Origin of the sequence: Acetivibrio ethanolgignens, assembly GCF_001461035.1 — a bacterium.
Classification (GTDB): domain Bacteria; phylum Bacillota; class Clostridia; order Lachnospirales; family Lachnospiraceae; genus Velocimicrobium; species Velocimicrobium ethanolgignens.
This window is the reverse complement of sequence record NZ_LNAM01000191.1, coordinates 221-16,540: the sequence shown is the minus strand read 5'-3', so window position 1 is coordinate 16,540 and position 16,320 is coordinate 221. Positions and strand designations below refer to the sequence as shown.

12 protein-coding genes are annotated in these 16,320 nt (G+C 43.7%); 2 read left to right on the top strand and 10 right to left on the bottom strand.

What is annotated here, in order from left to right; translation table 11 throughout:
- Window positions 1-59 precede the first annotated feature (59 nt).
- From pfkA to ASU35_RS14960, 10 genes are all read right to left on the bottom strand, one after another.
- Window positions 60-1,034 (bottom strand): 6-phosphofructokinase, encoded by a 975-nt coding sequence (pfkA, locus tag ASU35_RS15005; protein ID WP_058353797.1) that lies wholly within the window; start codon window positions 1,032-1,034, stop codon window positions 60-62.
- A 40-nt stretch (window positions 1,035-1,074) separates the two neighbouring features.
- A complete protein-coding gene (locus ASU35_RS15000) occupies window positions 1,075-4,566 on the bottom strand; it encodes a DNA polymerase III subunit alpha (protein WP_058353796.1) in 3,492 nt (1,163 codons plus the stop codon).
- Between the two features lie 92 nt (window positions 4,567-4,658).
- Complete coding sequence (locus ASU35_RS14995; protein WP_058353795.1) at window positions 4,659-4,916, bottom strand: HPr family phosphocarrier protein; 258 nt, start codon at window positions 4,914-4,916, stop codon at window positions 4,659-4,661.
- Window positions 4,916-5,875 (bottom strand): DNA-binding protein WhiA, encoded by a 960-nt coding sequence (gene whiA, locus ASU35_RS14990; RefSeq protein WP_058353794.1) that lies wholly within the window; start codon window positions 5,873-5,875, stop codon window positions 4,916-4,918. Before whiA ends, ASU35_RS14995 begins: the two co-directional genes overlap by 1 nt.
- Before the next feature lie 9 nt (window positions 5,876-5,884).
- Window positions 5,885-6,739 (bottom strand): RNase adapter RapZ, encoded by an 855-nt coding sequence (gene rapZ, locus ASU35_RS14985; protein ID WP_058353793.1) that lies wholly within the window; start codon window positions 6,737-6,739, stop codon window positions 5,885-5,887.
- Window positions 6,739-7,653 (bottom strand): UDP-N-acetylmuramate dehydrogenase, encoded by a 915-nt coding sequence (gene murB, locus ASU35_RS14980; RefSeq protein WP_058353792.1) that lies wholly within the window; start codon window positions 7,651-7,653, stop codon window positions 6,739-6,741. Before murB ends, rapZ begins: the two co-directional genes overlap by 1 nt.
- A gap of 29 nt (window positions 7,654-7,682) precedes the next feature.
- A complete protein-coding gene (locus tag ASU35_RS14975) occupies window positions 7,683-8,624 on the bottom strand; it encodes an ROK family glucokinase (protein ID WP_058353791.1) in 942 nt (313 codons plus the stop codon).
- A 23-nt stretch (window positions 8,625-8,647) separates the two neighbouring features.
- Window positions 8,648-9,571 (bottom strand): HPr(Ser) kinase/phosphatase, encoded by a 924-nt coding sequence (gene hprK / locus ASU35_RS14970; RefSeq protein ID WP_058353790.1) that lies wholly within the window; start codon window positions 9,569-9,571, stop codon window positions 8,648-8,650.
- Between the two features lie 90 nt (window positions 9,572-9,661).
- On the bottom strand, window positions 9,662-11,503 hold the full coding sequence (gene uvrC / locus ASU35_RS14965; protein ID WP_058353789.1) for an excinuclease ABC subunit UvrC: 1,842 nt from the start codon (window positions 11,501-11,503) through the stop codon (window positions 9,662-9,664).
- Window positions 11,496-13,094, bottom strand: coding sequence for a CTP synthase (locus ASU35_RS14960; RefSeq protein ID WP_058353788.1), 1,599 nt, complete (start codon window positions 13,092-13,094; stop codon window positions 11,496-11,498). The genes uvrC and ASU35_RS14960 overlap by 8 nt, the downstream gene beginning before the upstream one ends.
- Window positions 13,095-13,263: 169 nt before the next feature.
- On the opposite strand from ASU35_RS14960, the gene ftsH reads away from it, so the two are divergent.
- Together ftsH and ASU35_RS14950 are read left to right on the top strand one after the other, a co-directional pair.
- The gene (gene ftsH, locus ASU35_RS14955) at window positions 13,264-15,150 is read left to right on the top strand and encodes an ATP-dependent zinc metalloprotease FtsH (RefSeq protein ID WP_058353787.1); all 1,887 of its coding nucleotides are present in this window, start codon (window positions 13,264-13,266) and stop codon (window positions 15,148-15,150) included.
- A 73-nt stretch (window positions 15,151-15,223) separates the two neighbouring features.
- On the top strand, window positions 15,224-15,880 hold the full coding sequence (locus tag ASU35_RS14950) for a hypothetical protein (RefSeq protein ID WP_058353786.1): 657 nt from the start codon (window positions 15,224-15,226) through the stop codon (window positions 15,878-15,880).
- Window positions 15,881-16,320: the final 440 nt, after the last annotated feature.

The following is a 16,320-nucleotide window of genomic DNA, read 5'->3' as shown; positions in this document are numbered from 1 at the left end:
TATTATTTAATGCTTACTTTACTATTTTTTCAAAATATATTCCTGCTACAAACCAAAATCTATCTCGATAATCCCTGTGCTACTACATACATATACTCATCCAGGCTCTTTTCCATAGCTAGAGCCTCCTGAATATCAAGATCTACGAACTCACCATGTCTATAGGCAATCACTCGGTTGGACTTATCCTGCTCTAACAGGTCGACAGCCTTTGCCCCCATAATGGAAGCATAGACACGGTCCTTACAGGTCGGGCTTCCACCACGCTGAATGTGACCGATAACCGTTGCTCTTGTTTCTACACCAGTAGCTGCTTCAATACGCTTTGCCAATCCTGCAGAATCGCCAACGCCCTCTGCATTTATGATAATATGATGCTTCTTGCCAATCTTTTTCTTTTCCAGAACACTATCGATAATTCTCTCTTCATCTCCATCATAATGCTCATAAGTAAGGATTTCCTCTGCTCCACCTGCAATACCACACCAGAGTGCTATATAACCGGCTTTTCTTCCCATTACCTCAATAATACTACACCGTTCATGAGAAGTAGAGGTATCACGAATCTTATCAATTGCCTCCATTGCCGTATTAATTGCAGTATCAAAACCAATAGTATAATCTGTACAAGCAATATCCAAGTCTATAGTTCCTGGGATAGCAATCGTATTAATTCCGTTTTCTGCCAGTCTGCTGGCTCCCTGGAAGGAACCGTCACCACCAATAACTACCATTCCGTCAATACCATGCTTTCTGCAGATATCGGCTCCCTTCTTCTGCCATTCCGCATCACGAAATCTATGGCAGCGAGCGGTGTAAAGAACGGTACCACCTCGCTGGATAATATCTGAAACGCTCATCGCATTCATATCTACAATTTCCTCATCAAGAAGTCCGCTGTAGCCTCTCTTGATGCCTTTTACCTTCATGCCCTTTGCCAAGGCTGTACGAACGACTGCACGAATTGTAGCATTCATTCCTGGTGCATCGCCACCACTTGTTAAAATACCAATCGTTTTAACTTTATCTGCCATGTTCATCATCCTCCAAATTCTCTTTATACCAAGCTTTATTCTAACCTTTTTGCCCTTTTTTTTCAATACTCATTTCTTTTATACGGACATTTTCCGTACCAAAAATTTCGGAGAGTTTCGTCAAAAATTCGCTATCTGCCTTGCAATTTTTACTTTTAGGCAGATGTTTTATCGCTTTTTCCTGTTCCAGATAAATGCAGATACTGTCATTTCCGTCACAATCACTTAAAAGTTCATATAACATTTGTTCACTTTTTACAAATTCTTCTTTATTCTGGAATTTAATCCAAAGCTCCCTTGGAATATCATCAAAAGGTATCACCCTCTGACAGATCAGCTTCGCGTCCTTGTCCTCTTCTACTGTTGCCTTTCCGCGGATAAATACCTTTTTATCTGCTTCTAGAAAACGGCGGTTTACTTCATAATCCCGAGGAAAAACAATTACCTCAACTGTTCCCACCAGATCCTCCAGGGTAACGAAAGCCATTGTAGTATTTGTACGGGTAGTCTTAATCATCTTTCCGGTAATTATACCGCCAATGGTCTCTACTGCACCATCTCGCACCTTGGCAGCCTCACCCTCTTCACCCAGGGCAAAGTCCAGAGTCGTATGGGTAATATTTTTCTTCCATAGGGCTTCATATTCATCCATTGGATGTCCACTGACATAAATCCCCAGAACTTCCTTTTCAAAGCCTAATAGCACTTCTTTATCATACTCTCCCACATCAGGGAAAGTGATGTCAAATTCTGCCTTATCTTCTTCCGCTGCTAAATCAAAAAGGCTCAACTGGCCCTCCAGGTTATTCTTCTTCTCCTGATTGATACCATCTAAAAGCTGTGCATATATGCTCATTTTCTGCTTTCTTGTACCAGGAAGTGAATCAAGGGCTCCTGATTTAATCAGATTTTCAAAGGTACGCTTGTTAATCTCCTTACTGGACAACCGCATTGCCATATCCTTCATATGCACAAAAGGCCCATTAGCCTCTCTCTCTGCTATAATAGCATCAATCACCGGCTTTCCCAGTCCCTTAATGGCAGACAAGCCATAACGGATATTATTGCCGGATACGGAAAAATCACCATAACCTTCATTAATATCCGGCGGCAGAATTTCGATACCCATTTGACGGCAGTGATAAATATACTCCGATACCTTTTTAATAAAATCCATAACGGAGGTCATCAAAGCCGCCATAAATTCTACCGGATAATAATGCTTTAAATATGCTGTCTCGTATGCTACTACTGCATAAGCTGCTGCATGAGACTTGTTAAAGGCATATTTTGCAAAATCTGTCATTTCATCAAATATCTGGTTTGCCACCTGCTCGGAAATCCCCCTTGCTATACAGCCAGGTACACCCTCTTCTTCATTTCCATAAACAAAGTTTTTCCGTTCCTTCGCCATGACCTCTGCCTTTTTCTTACTCATGGCACGGCGTACCAAATCGCTTCGTCCATAGCTGTAGCCTGCCAGATCACGCACTATCTGCATAACCTGCTCCTGATAAACAATGCACCCATAGGTCGGCTCTAAGATTGGCTTAAGCTCCGAACACAGATAAGTAATTGTCTCCTGATTATTTTTTCCTTTAATATATTTAGGAATAAAATCCATCGGTCCCGGACGATACAGAGAAATTCCTGCAATAACATCCTCCAGGCTTTCCGGCTTTAGCTCCTTCATAAAGTTTTTCATACCGGCACTTTCCAGCTGGAACACACCCTCGGTCTTTCCAGCAGAAATCATCTCGTAAACTCCGGCATCTTCATAATCAATTTCATCTATGGACAGCGGCTTTTCTCCTGGTTTTTTCGCCTTATTCACAAGATTTACTGCATTCCTTATAACGGTCAGGGTACGAAGGCCTAAAAAGTCCATTTTTAACAGTCCCAGCTCCTCCAGGGTTGTCATTGTAAACTGAGTCGTAATCGTATCATCCGAAGCTCTGGAAAGCGGTACATACTCATCCACCGCCTCCTTACTGATAACAACGCCGGCAGCATGCATAGAGGTATGCCGTGGCAGTCCCTCCAAACGCATAGACATATCAATCAGGTACTTCGCCTGTTCATCGCTATCATACAGATTTTTAAGCTCTCTATTAACCTCCAGGGCACGCTGTATTGTAATGCCAAGCTCCGTTGGTATCATTTTTGCAATCAAATCCACATAAGCATAAGGCAGGTCAAGCACACGGCCCACATCCCGTATTACCATCCGGGCTGCCATTGTACCAAAGGTAACAATCTGTACCACTCTGTCCTTACCGTATTTGCGGACAACATAGTCAATTACCTCCTGCCGCCGCTCAAAACAGAAGTCAATATCAATATCGGGCATTGTAAGACGCTCCGGATTTAAAAACCGCTCAAACAGGAGATTATATTTAATCGGGTCAATATTAGTAATCCCCAGACTGTAGGCTACAATACTGCCGGCAGCGGAGCCACGTCCCGGCCCCACCGGAATGTCGTTGTCTCTGGCGTACTTAATAAAATCTCCTACAATTAAAAAGTAATCCACAAATCCCATGCCGTGAATCGTATCCAGCTCATACTGAAGCCGCTCGGAAAGCTCCTGCCAGCGGTCAGGGTAACGCCGCACCAGCCCTTCTTTACACAGCTTCTGCAGGTATTCCCAGGCAGTATAGCCCTCTGGCACATCAAATCTCGGCAGCTTATACTCACCAAAGATAATCTCTACATTACACCGCTCTGCAATTTTATGCGTATTCAAAAGAGCTTCCTTTGCATAAGGAAACAGCCGTTCCATCTCTTCCGAAGATTTCAGATAATACTGTCCGCCCTCATACCGCATCCGGTTTTCATCTGTCACCTTTTTCTGTGTCTGAATGCACAAGAGAATATCATGGGCCTTTTCGTCCCTATCATATACATAATGAATATCATTGGTCGCTACTAACGGTATCCCAGTCTCTTGATGCATCCTTAAAAGTCCCTGATTTACGGTCTTCTGCTCCGGTATGCCATGATCCTGCAGCTCCAGAAAAAAGTTGCCCTCTCCAAAGATTTCATTCAGACGAAGAGCCTCCTTTTTGGCTTCTTCATAAAAGCCCCGGCGGAGATTGCTTGCTACGCTGCCCGCCAGGCAGGCACTCAAAGCAATAATTCCTTCATGGAACTCTGCCAAAATCTCATAATCTACTCGTGGTTTATAATAAAAGCCCTCCGTGAAACCTCTGGACACCAGCTTCATCAGGTTGTGATAGCCCGTGTCATTTTCTGCCAACAGCACCAAATGATTATACCTTTCATCGGAGTTTCCTGCTTCCCGGTCAAAGCGGCTTCCGGGTGCCACATATACTTCGCAGCCAAGCACCGGCTTAATTCCTGCAGCCTTCGCTGCCCGGTAAAAATCTATTGCTCCATACATAACTCCATGGTCAGTAATTGCCAGACTGTCCATGCCAAGCTCCTTTGCTCTCGCTACCAGCTCCTTAATTTTACTGGATCCATCTAATAAACTATACTCTGTATGAACATGTAAATGGGTAAACTCCATAATTTTCAACCTCTCTTTTCCCGGTAGAGTAAAAAGGACTGTTGCACATCCTCTATACAACAGCCCTGCTAAAACATCTGTAATTTAAAATTCTATTCCTCTGAAGCCAGATATTTTTCAATCTCAGCTACTGCTTTTTCTTCATCGCTACCAGTTGCAGTAACCTCCACCTCTTCACCTGCTGCCAGGCCAAGACTCATCATACCCATAATACTCTTTGCATTTACTTTTTTGTCCTCACATTCTATGTAAATGCTGCTTTCATACTGACTGGCAACCTGTACCAGCAGTGCCACAGGTCTTGCCTCCAAACCGGTCGGAATCTTAATTGTGATTTTTTTGCTTACCATTACATTCTCTCCTTTTCTTCCCTTAGGTTATCAGCAATCTCACTGATTTTTCTCAATCTGTGGTTTACACCGGATTTACCGATGGGCGGATTAAGAAGCATACCTAATTCTTTCAGTGAAGCCTCCGGTTGTTCTATCCTAAGCCGTGCAATCTCCTCAAGGCCTTCCGAAAGTTTACCTAAGCCGATAGTGTTTTTTATATATTCGATATCATCCATCTGCTTTGCTGCTGCAGCTACTGTTTTATTGATATTGGCAGTTTCACAGTTGACCTGTCGATTAACGCAGTTTCTCATTTCCTTGAGAATCCGTACATTCTCAAGCTCCATCAATGCGACATGGGCTTCCATGATATTAAGCAGGTCCACAATCTGAGCCCCTTCCTTCACATACACAACATAATGATTCTTCCGTACCACTATCTTGGCATCCATATCAAAAAAATTGATGATATCCTGCAACTGCCTGGCTTTTGCCAGAACAGAGGTTACAATTTCAAAATGGTAAGTTTTGGACGGATCGCTCATAGAGCCACACGCCAAAAAGGCTCCTCGTATAAATGCTCTTTTACAACAAGCATTCTGTATGACCAGATTACTTGCCATGGAAAGCTCCTCCCGGATCTCTCCTTGTGCATCAATCAGCTTTGCAGCCTTTAGAATCTGCATTGACACATCCTTATCCCTTACCAGAACGGTATATACTTTATTTTTTTTCAGTCCCGATCCCTGTTTTACAGAAATCTCTGCTGAAATATGAAATGCGTTCCTTATTAAAATAAGATATTTTCGTGCAACTGTCAAGTTCTCTGTATGAATTTTTATAAAATACTCATCCTTTTCATTGATTGAAACGCTGCCACAAAGACTGATAATCGCCGCAATTTCTGCAATCTGACAGTGCCTGGCAGGACTTAACTGCTTTGACAGCTCTTCCTTTACATTTTTTGAAAATGACATAGCTCCTCACTACTTCTCTGCATCCCTGTGCTCCAGCTTCATTCCGTACTCCAGAGGCTTAAGCCTTTCATGAATAGCTCTCGCCAAAGTAACGGAACGATGCCTGCCACCTGTGCAGCCAATACCAATTACCAGCTGGTTCTTTCCCTCATTGATATAATTGGGTACCAAAAAGGTAAGCATATCCTCCAGCTTGTCTAAAAATACACCAGCCTCCGGTGATGACATCACATAATCATAGACCTTTTTATCCCTGCCTGTCTTTTCCTTAAGCTCTGGCAGGTAATACGGATTTGGAAGGAAACGGACATCAAAAATTAAGTCTGCATCTGCCGGGATTCCATACTTAAATCCAAAGGAAAGCACCGTTATAAAGAAATTGCGTATTCCACCTTCTCCAGCAGCAATCCGATCCACCTGACCTTTTAATTCCCTTACCAAAAGGTGGCTGGTATCAATGACATAATCTGCTCTGTGCCGCAAGAACTCCAGCTGTTTCCGCTCCAGTTCAATACCCTTGTCCACTCTGCCAACACCTGTCAACGGATGAGTTCTCCTCGTTTCCTTAAACCGCTTTACCAGTACCTGAGTACTAGCCTCTAAAAACAGAACCTCCATCTGATAGCCCCCTTTTTCCAGCTCTCCTAAGACTTCTCTAAGCCCAGCCAGAGCCTCACCGTTTCTTACATCAATACCCAGGGCTAATTTTTCAATCTGTCCGCTGCCCTCTGCCACCATCTCTACCATCCGGCCAAGCAAAGGCACCGGCATATTATCTACACAGAAAAAGCCCGAATCCTCTAGCATATGCAGAGCAGAGCTTTTTCCTGCACCAGACATTCCCGTTACTATAATACAACGCATTACCATTCTCCCACTAACCGTACTTCCGGAGCCAGATGCACACCGAATTTTTCAAATACGATCCGGTCAACCTCCTCCATCAGCTCCTTCACCTGCTCTGCCGTCGCCTCACCGACATTTACCACAAAGCCACAGTGCTTCTCAGACACCATAGCATCCCCAATGCGAAAGCCTCTGAGTCCGGCATCCATAATAAGCTTTCCGGCAAAATATCCCTCCGGCCGCTTAAAGGTACTTCCAGCACTTGGATAATTCAATGGCTGCTTTTCCCTTCTGCTTTGATTAAAGCCGTTCATCCTTTCAAGAATCTCCTCCCGGTTACCCTTTTCTAACTGAAAAGCTGCTTCTAAAACAATCCCCGGTCGTTCTGCAAGAATACTATGACGATAGGAAAGCAAGAGCTCTTCTTTGGAAAGCTTTTCTATTTCCCCATTCTCCCATAAAATTCTTGCCCAGAGTATGGTATCCCTCATCTCTCCGCCATAGGCACCTGCATTCATCATGACAGCACCACCTAACGTTCCAGGAATACCTCCTGCAAATTCAAGACCGGACAAGCTACCAGCCGCTGCCTGGGAAGCACATCTTGCCAAAGAAGCACCTGCCTGTGCCTTCAGCACGCCAGCTTCACTTATTTCAATGGCATCCATGCCATTTCCAATACAAAAAACCACACCACGAAAACCTTTATCACTCACTAAAAGGTTACTTCCGTTTCCTATAACATAAAAAGGTATCTCTTGTTCCTGACATAGCTGTACAGCTAAAGCCAGCTCCTTTTCATCTGCTGGGAGGGCAAAATAATCCGCCGGCCCGCCAATCCGAAAGGTTGTGTGACTTTTCATCGGTTCTGACAGCTTAAGCTGTCCATTTTTTAAACATATCCTTAACTGCTCTTCAAACTTTTCTTTCATGATTTTATCCTATGCTAATCCTGATTCTTTTATTCCAGAATCAGTCTGGCACTTCCATAGATACCTGCATCATTTCCAAGCTTTGCAAGCCGGAAATCCCTGTCCTTTAACGCAAGCATAACATTGTCATTGTAATATGCCAAAATCCTATCCGTCAGCATCTGCCCCGCCTTGGAGACACCACCACCAATAACAAAAACCTGTGGGTCTACCACATGGGCAATATGGGCTAGGGTCTTTCCCAAAATCTCGCAAAGATTTTCAACCATCTGGCTGGCAAAGGCATCGCCATGCTTTGCCGCATCAAAAATAGCCTTTGCTGATAAATGCTCCTTCCCCCGTAGCACGCTCTCTGCATTGCTGGCAGCCAGAGCCTTTTTCGTCTCATTTACCACACCGGTTGCAGAAGCATACTGCTCAAGACAGCCTTTTTTTCCACAGTTGCAGGCTACAGATTCATTAAAATTCACTGTAATATGACCAATTTCTCCAGCAGCACCATTACTTCCAGTTAAAATCTTGCCGTCACTGATAATGCCGCCGCCGACACCGGTTCCCAGGGTTACTAGAACAAGACTATTATAGCCCTGTCCACCACCCTTCCACATCTCTCCAAGAGCAGCAACATTCGCATCATTTTCTGCCTTTATATTATCAATACCAGTCAAGGATCTCATGATACTAACTACATCCGTTCTTCCCCAGCCCAGATTGACACATTCCACTACTACCTCATCATGGACAACTGGCCCCGGAACTCCAATACCGATACCGATAACATCATCAATATCCATATCCTTGTCATCCAGTGTCTCCAGAATAGAATTTGCAACATCCGGCAAAATATACACGCCGCCATTTTCCTTTCTGGTTGCAATCTCCCACTTATGAAGATTTTCTCCGTTCTCTGTAAAAAATCCAATTTTTACACTGGTTCCCCCAATATCTACACCTACACAAATTTTATCCATTTTCCTATCCTCACTCATGTTTTCTATTTTTTCATTAAATTATTTGTCACACGATTATAAAGCTCCCTTGCCGCATTATAGCCCATCTTTTTCTGTCTATAATTAACCGCTGCCGACTCGCAGATAATTGCCAGGTTCCGGCCCGGACGAATCGGTATGGAGTGACAAACTACCCTATTACCTAAGAACTCGGTATATTTTTCCTCCAATCCCAGACGGTCATACTCTTCATCTTTATTCCACTCCTCCAGCTTGATGACCAAATCGATACACTGGGTGTCCTTTACACTCTCTACACCAAACAGAGTCTTTACATCAATAATACCGATACCGCGAAGCTCAATAAAATGCCTTGTGATATCCGGTGCGGTACCAATCAAGGTATCATCACTTACCTTTTTAATCTCTACAACGTCATCCGTAACAAGACGATGTCCTCTCTTAATAAGCTCCAGAGCCGCTTCACTCTTACCAATACCGCTCTCGCCCATAATCAGAACACCTTCGCCATATACATCTACTAAAACTCCATGGATGGAAATTCTAGGTGCCAGCTCTACATTCAGCCAACGGATCACCTCAGCCATAAAGGATGAGGTAGTCTTATCTGTCTGTAAAAGCGGGATTCCATAGCTGGTAGCCATTGCAACAAAATCCGGAGGTACTTCAATACTTCGGCAGAATACAATACACGGAATCTTATGCTCCATAATCCGTTCCATCATTGCCATAGCTTTTTTCTTACCAAGCTCTTGCATATACGCCTGCTCAACATATCCAATTACCTGAATACGGTTGGAATCAAAATGATCAAAGAATCCTGCCAGCTGCAATGCCGGACGGTTCACATCACTTTGGGAAATCAGGATTTCTTCTACATTCACCTCAGGGGTACAGTTCTTTAGTGCCATCTTATCAATCAGCTTCTGTAATTCTACCGTATACATCCATTCCTCCATTCTGCTACATTGCCTGCAGCAAGTATATTTTTTATGCTTGTTTTATTTTAACACATTCCCACCCACTCTGCAATCATCCTATTGCCGGAAAAATTCATATACCTTCTGTGCAGCCTTAAGATTCATGGATGGGGCTTTTAAAATCTCCTCTACTGAAGCCTCCTTTAATGCCTCCAGAGACTTAAAATACTTAATTAAAGCCCGTCTTCTGGTCACTCCAATACCCTCAATATCATCCAGAATAGAATGCACCTGTGCCTTCCCCCGCAGAGAACGATGATACTCTATAGCAAAACGGTGCGTCTCATCCTGAATCCGGGTAATCAGCCGGAAACCTTCACTGGACACTTCTATAGGCAGCTCCTGATTTTCAAAATACAGCCCCCTGGTTCTATGATGGTCATCCTTTACCATGCCACAGACAGGAATCGAAAGCTTAAGCTCGGACAGTACCTCCAGGGCAACATTCACCTGCCCCTTGCCGCCATCCATCATAATCAGATCCGGGAAGCAGGCAAAGCTGCTTTTTTCTCCGTCTTCAGAAAGCTCCCTAAGCCCATGGGTAAATCGTCTTGTCAGAATCTCCCGCATACTGCCATAATCATCTGGTCCTTTGATGGACTTTATCCGGAATTTGCGGTAATCATTTTTCTTTGCTTTTCCATTTTCAAAGACTACCATAGAGCCTACCGATTCAAAGCCGTTGGTATTGGAGATATCATAAGACTCAATGCGGCATAAAAACGGCATGCCAAGCAATGCGGCAATCTCTTTTACCGCACCCAGGGTTTTTGCTTCTTCTCTTTTTATTTTTTCCGAATCCTTTTGAAGCACCAGGGAGGCATTTTTCTCTGCCAGCTCTACCAGTCGTTCTTTTTCGCCCTTTTTCGGTACACGGACATAAACCTTATGCCCCTTCTTTTCCGAGAGCCAATCTAAGATAAGCTCCTCCTCCAAAAGATTCTCCTGTAAAAAAAGCTCCTTTGGAAGATACGGCGTGCCGGAATAAAACTGCTTTACAAAGGCTGTAATAATCTCTGCCCGGCTCTCATCCTTTACCTCATTAAAATGGAAATGCTCTCTGCCAATGAGCCTTCCGCCACGAATAAAAAACACCTGTACAACAGCTTCTTCCCCTGCCTTAGCAACAGCAATGACATCTCTGTCCTCCTGCTCCTGGCTGGTAATTTTCTGCTTCTGGGCAATTTTTTTCACATTATTCATTAAATCCCGGTATTCCGCTGCCTCTTCAAAGGCGAAAGCCTCTGATGCTGCCAGCATCTTTTCCTCCAGCATAGATAATACCTGGGTATAATTTCCATTTAAAAATTCCACAGCCTGTCGGAAGGATTCGTTATAATCCTCCTTGGAAATATAGCCCTGACATGGTGCCTTGCACTGCTTGATATGGTAGTTAAGGCAAGGCCTCTCTCTGCCGATTTCCTTTGGAAGCCGGCGGCTGCAGGTGCGAATATGATAAATCTTCTGCATCAGGGCTATTGTATCCTTTACCGCCTCTGCACTGGTATAAGGTCCAAAATACTTTGCCTTGTCCTTTTTCATCTGCCGTGCAAACAAAAGCCTTGGGTATTCCTCATTTACAGTTGCTTTTATATAAGGATAACTCTTGTCATCCGTCAGCATCGTATTATACTTTGGACGATGCTCCTTAATCAGGTTGCATTCCAGCACCAAGGCTTCCAGCTCAGAATCTGTAATGATATATTCAAACCAGGCTATCTTTTCAATCATCCTGGCAATCTTAGGGGTCACATTCCGGCTTGGCTGAAAATACTGCCGTACCCGGTTTTTAAGGCTTACCGCCTTTCCCACATAGATAATCTCATCCTGCTTATTATGCATAAGATAGACCCCCGGCTTAGCCGGGAGCTTCTTTAATTCTTCTTCTATATTAAACATTTAATGCAGCACCTATAAATCCTTTAAATAACGGATGTGGACGGTTTGGTCTGGACTTAAACTCAGGATGGGCCTGGGTAGCTACAAACCAAGGATGTTCCGGAAGCTCTATCATCTCCACAATTCTTCCATCCGGTGACAATCCGGAAAGCAGCATGCCATTCTTGATTAAATCCTCTCTGTAATAATTATTAACCTCATAGCGGTGTCTATGACGTTCCTCCACAACCTCTTGACCATATACCTTATAAGCTTTGGATTCTTTATTCAGCACACATGGATAAGCACCTAATCTTAAGGTACCTCCAATATCCTCAATACCATCCTGCTCCGGCATCAGATGAATCACCGGATGGGTTGTACCAGGAGCAAGCTCTGCACTGTGTGCATCCTTAAAGCCCACAACATTTCTCGCAAATTCTACAATCGCCATCTGCATACCAAGGCACAGTCCCAGAAATGGAATTTTGTTCTCCCTTGCATAGCGGATTGCAAAAATCTTGCCATCAATACCTCTGTCTCCAAAACCACCAGGTACTAAAATACCACTGACATCAGAAAAGTACTCTCCTGCATTTTCCCAGGTAACTTCTTCAGAATTTATCCACTTGATGTTTACCTTTGCATGATGTGCTAAAGCCCCGTGCTTTAATGCCTCTACAACACTGATATAAGCGTCATGCAATGCTGTATACTTTCCCACCAGTGCCACTGTTACCTCCTTTTCCGGATACTTTACCGCATGCACCATTTCTTCCCATTCCTTCAGCTTCGGCTTTGGGCAGTCTAACTGCAGACTCTTGCAGATAACATCCGCCAGATGCTCCTTTTCCATAGCAAGAGGTGCCTCATAAAGAGTCTCTACATCCAGATTCTGAAGCACATGATCACTTGGTACATTACAAAACAGAGCAATCTTATCCTTAATACCATCCTCCAAAGGCCGCTCCGTACGGCATACGATAACATCCGGCCATAAGCCCATACCCTGCAGCTCCTTTACACTGGCCTGGGTCGGTTTCGTTTTCATTTCTCCTGATGCTTTTAAATAAGGAATTAAGGTTACATGAATCAGTACTGCATTTTCTCTTCCAACATCATGCTGGAACTGACGAATAGACTCTAAGAAAGGCTGGCTCTCGATATCACCTACAGTGCCTCCAACCTCGATAATAGCAATTTGAGTTTCAGAACAGCCGTCATTGCGGTAGAAACGGCTCTTGATTTCATTTGTAATATGAGGGATGACCTGTACGGTGCCTCCGCCAAAATCTCCTCTTCTTTCTTTAGAAAGAACTGACCAGTAAATCTTACCGGTAGTTACATTGGATTGCTTGGTGAGACTTTCATCAATAAATCTCTCGTAATGTCCCAGGTCCAGGTCCGTCTCAGCTCCATCATCGGTGACGAAAACTTCTCCATGCTGAATTGGGTTCATGGTGCCTGGATCAATATTAATGTACGGGTCAAACTTCTGCATGGTCACCCGATAGCCACGCATCTTCAGCAGCCTTCCCAGAGAAGCTGCCGTAATTCCTTTGCCCAGTCCGGAAACTACCCCGCCTGTGACAAAAACGTACTTTACAGCCATCTTATCCTCCTTTATGCTTATCCTTTAATAAAAATTTATTATATCGCGGTTTTTATAAAAAATCCAGTATAAATATAAAAAAAATGTAAAGCACTTGATTTTAAAATACGAATAAATTACAATACTAAGAGAATATCAAAAAAATAATAAGGAGGTTCCGTTTTCATATATGAACGAAAATAAAAATGGCCCTAATAACGGAAAAAACAACAATAACAACCGTACCGGAATTCTCGTCGCCATTATTGCTTCCCTGTGCACCCTCCTAATGGTGTCCATTATGAGCACACAGTTGAAGGAGAGCACACATAAGCAGATTACTTATGATGAATTTGTCCGGATGTTAGATAATGGCAAGATTAAGTCAGTAGAGCTTAAATCCAACGAGATTTCCATTACCCCGGTAACTTCTGAAAATGATTATTATGTCATTACTTACTATACTGGCTATGTAGAAGATGCCGATGCCCTCGCCAAGCGTCTGGATACCGCCGGAGTCATCTATGGAAGCGAGGTTGTACAACCTAGTAATACTATTCTTGACTTCTTCCTGGTCTACATTCTTCCACTATTGGCAGTCTGGGCTATCGTATGGTTTGGTTTCCGTATGATTTCCAAAAGCAGTGGTGGTATGATGGGGGTTGGAAAAAGCACAGCCAAAATGTATGTACAGAAGGAGACTGGTGTTACCTTCAAGGATGTAGCCGGTCAGGAGGAAGCGAAGGAATCCATGTATGAGCTGGTAGACTTTCTACACAATCCTGGAAAATATACAAAAATCGGTGCAAAGCTGCCAAAGGGAGCTCTTTTAGTAGGTCCTCCAGGTACAGGTAAAACCCTGCTTGCCAAAGCTGTTGCAGGAGAAGCTGGTGTCCCATTTTTCTCCCTATCCGGCTCTGACTTTGTAGAAATGTTTGTGGGTGTCGGTGCCTCCCGTGTCCGTGACCTCTTTAAACAGGCACAGCAGATGGCTCCATGTATTATCTTTATTGATGAGGTCGATGCGATTGGTAAAAGCCGTGATTCCCATTATGGTGGCGGCAATGACGAACGAGAGCAGACCTTAAACCAGCTGCTTTCCGAAATGGATGGTTTTGATACCTCTAAGGGTCTGGTTATCCTGGGTGCTACTAACCGCCCGGAGGTCTTAGATAAAGCACTTTTACGTCCCGGCCGTTTTGACCGCCGAATTATTGTAGAAAAGCCAGATTTAAAGGGTCGTATCGAAGTTCTAAAGGTGCATGCCAAGGACGTTCATATGGATGATACCGTAGATTTGGAGGCTATCGCCCTGGCCACCTCCGGTGCTGTCGGCTCTGACCTTGCCAATATGATTAACGAAGCTGCTATCATGGCTGTAAAGAGCGGAAGAAACACTGTTTCCCAGGCTGATTTATTTGAGGCTGTTGAGGTCGTTATCGCTGGTAAGGAAAAGAAGGACCGTATCTTAAGTGCAGAGGAAAAGAAAATCGTTGCTTACCACGAAATCGGTCATGCCCTGGTCGCTGCCCTTCAAAAGGATGCTGAACCAGTACAGAAAATTACTATCGTTCCAAGAACCATGGGTTCTCTCGGCTACGTTATGCAGGTACCAGAGGAAGAAAAATACCTGATGAGCCAAAAAGAGCTGCTAGCCGATATTATTACCTTCTGTGGAGGCCGTGCTGCCGAGAAGCTGGTATTTGATTCTATCACCACCGGTGCTTCCAATGATATTGAAAAAGCCACTAAAATGGCCCGTGCTATGGTTACCCAATATGGTATGTCCGATACTTTCGGCATGGTAAGCCTGGAATCCATAGAAAGCCGCTATCTGAATGGCAATCCTGTCTTAAACTGCGGTGAACAGACAGCAGCTCAGATCGATGCCGAGGTCATGAAAATCATGAAAGATTCCTATGACAAAGCAGAGGCTATGCTTTCTGAAAACCGTGAGGTTATGGATGAACTGGCTGCCTTCCTGACTGAAAAAGAAACTATTACCGGCAAGGAGTTCATGGAAATCTTCCACCGGGCCAAAGGAATGACCCAAGAAGAAAACAGCGAGAGTTTTTAATAGGATACACAAAACCAGCAGAATCCATTTATGCATTTTTCTGCTGGTTTTATCTCAACAAAGGGGTTTTATTATGCAGGCAGTTTTTGAAACTCTATTTGATGTTATCTATTTAGTTACCGTAATCAGCATGGGGCTTTACATGATTTTAAAGGCAAAGGAGAAGCAGTACCGTATGTTTGGCTTTATGGCTGTTATCCTTGGTTTTGGCGATGCCTTCCATCTGGTTCCAAGAGCCTATGCCTTTTGCACCGATGGTCTGGCAAATCACACTACCGCCCTTGGTACTGGTAAATTCATTACCTCTATTACCATGACCATCTTTTATCTGGTTCTCTACCACATCTTTAGAGAACGCTACCAGATTCAGGGTCGTCCTCTTCTGACTGTTTCCTGCTATGCTCTGGCTGTGCTGCGGATTATTTTGTGCTTTATGCCGCAAAACCGCTGGACCAGTACCGACGCTCCTTTAAGCTGGGGCATCTACCGCAATATTCCCTTTGCTCTCCTGGGTCTTATCATCATCGTTATTTTCTACCAGGAAGCCCGCCGACATAAGGACAAGGCCTTTCGCTTTATGTGGCTTGCCATCGTTTTAAGCTTTGGTTTTTACATTCCTGTTGTACTGTTTGCCGATACAATTCCAATGCTTGGCATGCTCATGATTCCCAAAACCTGTGCCTATGTATGGGTGGTGTATATGGGATTTGCGGAGATGAAGCGTAAATAAATTTTGGTTTATCGATTTGTTTTGATTTTTAAGAAACGAAAAGAGTGTTGGTATGATAGCTCTTAAGCTAGGACTACGAAGGGCGATAATTCTAAAAAAATGCATATCATTTACTACAAGTGACGAGTACTCGGACATTCGACCTCCTGTCTCAGGTCCGCTCAAAAAACCTCCGTGTTTTTTGCCTCTGTAGGCTATGCATTTTTAAGAATTATCAGCCCTTCTCCGTATAGCTTATTCACTATAATACCAACACTCTTTTTTGTCTCCTGAAATTCAAACAAATCTACAGTCCAAAATTTTCAATCACCCCACAAGTCCATTAGTCTGGTAAAACTAAAGTAGGGTAAATGCTTTTACCAGGCTAGGCTTTTGCGTGGTGTATTAGAAATTTTGGTTTTTGCATTGAAAGATTTTGCTTGCGATATTGCGGAAGTGAG

Coding starts and splice junctions, on each gene's coding strand:
- pfkA (WP_058353797.1), bottom strand. CDS start 1,034: ATGGCAGATAAAGTTAAAACGATTGGTATTTTAACAAGTGGTGGCGAT.
- ASU35_RS15000 (WP_058353796.1), bottom strand. CDS start 4,566: ATGGAGTTTACCCATTTACATGTTCATACAGAGTATAGTTTATTAGAT.
- ASU35_RS14995 (WP_058353795.1), bottom strand. CDS start 4,916: ATGGTAAGCAAAAAAATCACAATTAAGATTCCGACCGGTTTGGAGGCA.
- whiA (WP_058353794.1), bottom strand. CDS start 5,875: ATGTCATTTTCAAAAAATGTAAAGGAAGAGCTGTCAAAGCAGTTAAGT.
- rapZ (WP_058353793.1), bottom strand. CDS start 6,739: ATGCGTTGTATTATAGTAACGGGAATGTCTGGTGCAGGAAAAAGCTCT.
- murB (WP_058353792.1), bottom strand. CDS start 7,653: ATGAAAGAAAAGTTTGAAGAGCAGTTAAGGATATGTTTAAAAAATGGA.
- ASU35_RS14975 (WP_058353791.1), bottom strand. CDS start 8,624: ATGGATAAAATTTGTGTAGGTGTAGATATTGGGGGAACCAGTGTAAAA.
- hprK (WP_058353790.1), bottom strand. CDS start 9,571: ATGTATACGGTAGAATTACAGAAGCTGATTGATAAGATGGCACTAAAG.
- uvrC (WP_058353789.1), bottom strand. CDS start 11,503: ATGTTTAATATAGAAGAAGAATTAAAGAAGCTCCCGGCTAAGCCGGGG.
- ASU35_RS14960 (WP_058353788.1), bottom strand. CDS start 13,094: ATGGCTGTAAAGTACGTTTTTGTCACAGGCGGGGTAGTTTCCGGACTG.
- ftsH (WP_058353787.1), top strand. CDS start 13,264: ATGAACGAAAATAAAAATGGCCCTAATAACGGAAAAAACAACAATAAC.
- ASU35_RS14950 (WP_058353786.1), top strand. CDS start 15,224: ATGCAGGCAGTTTTTGAAACTCTATTTGATGTTATCTATTTAGTTACC.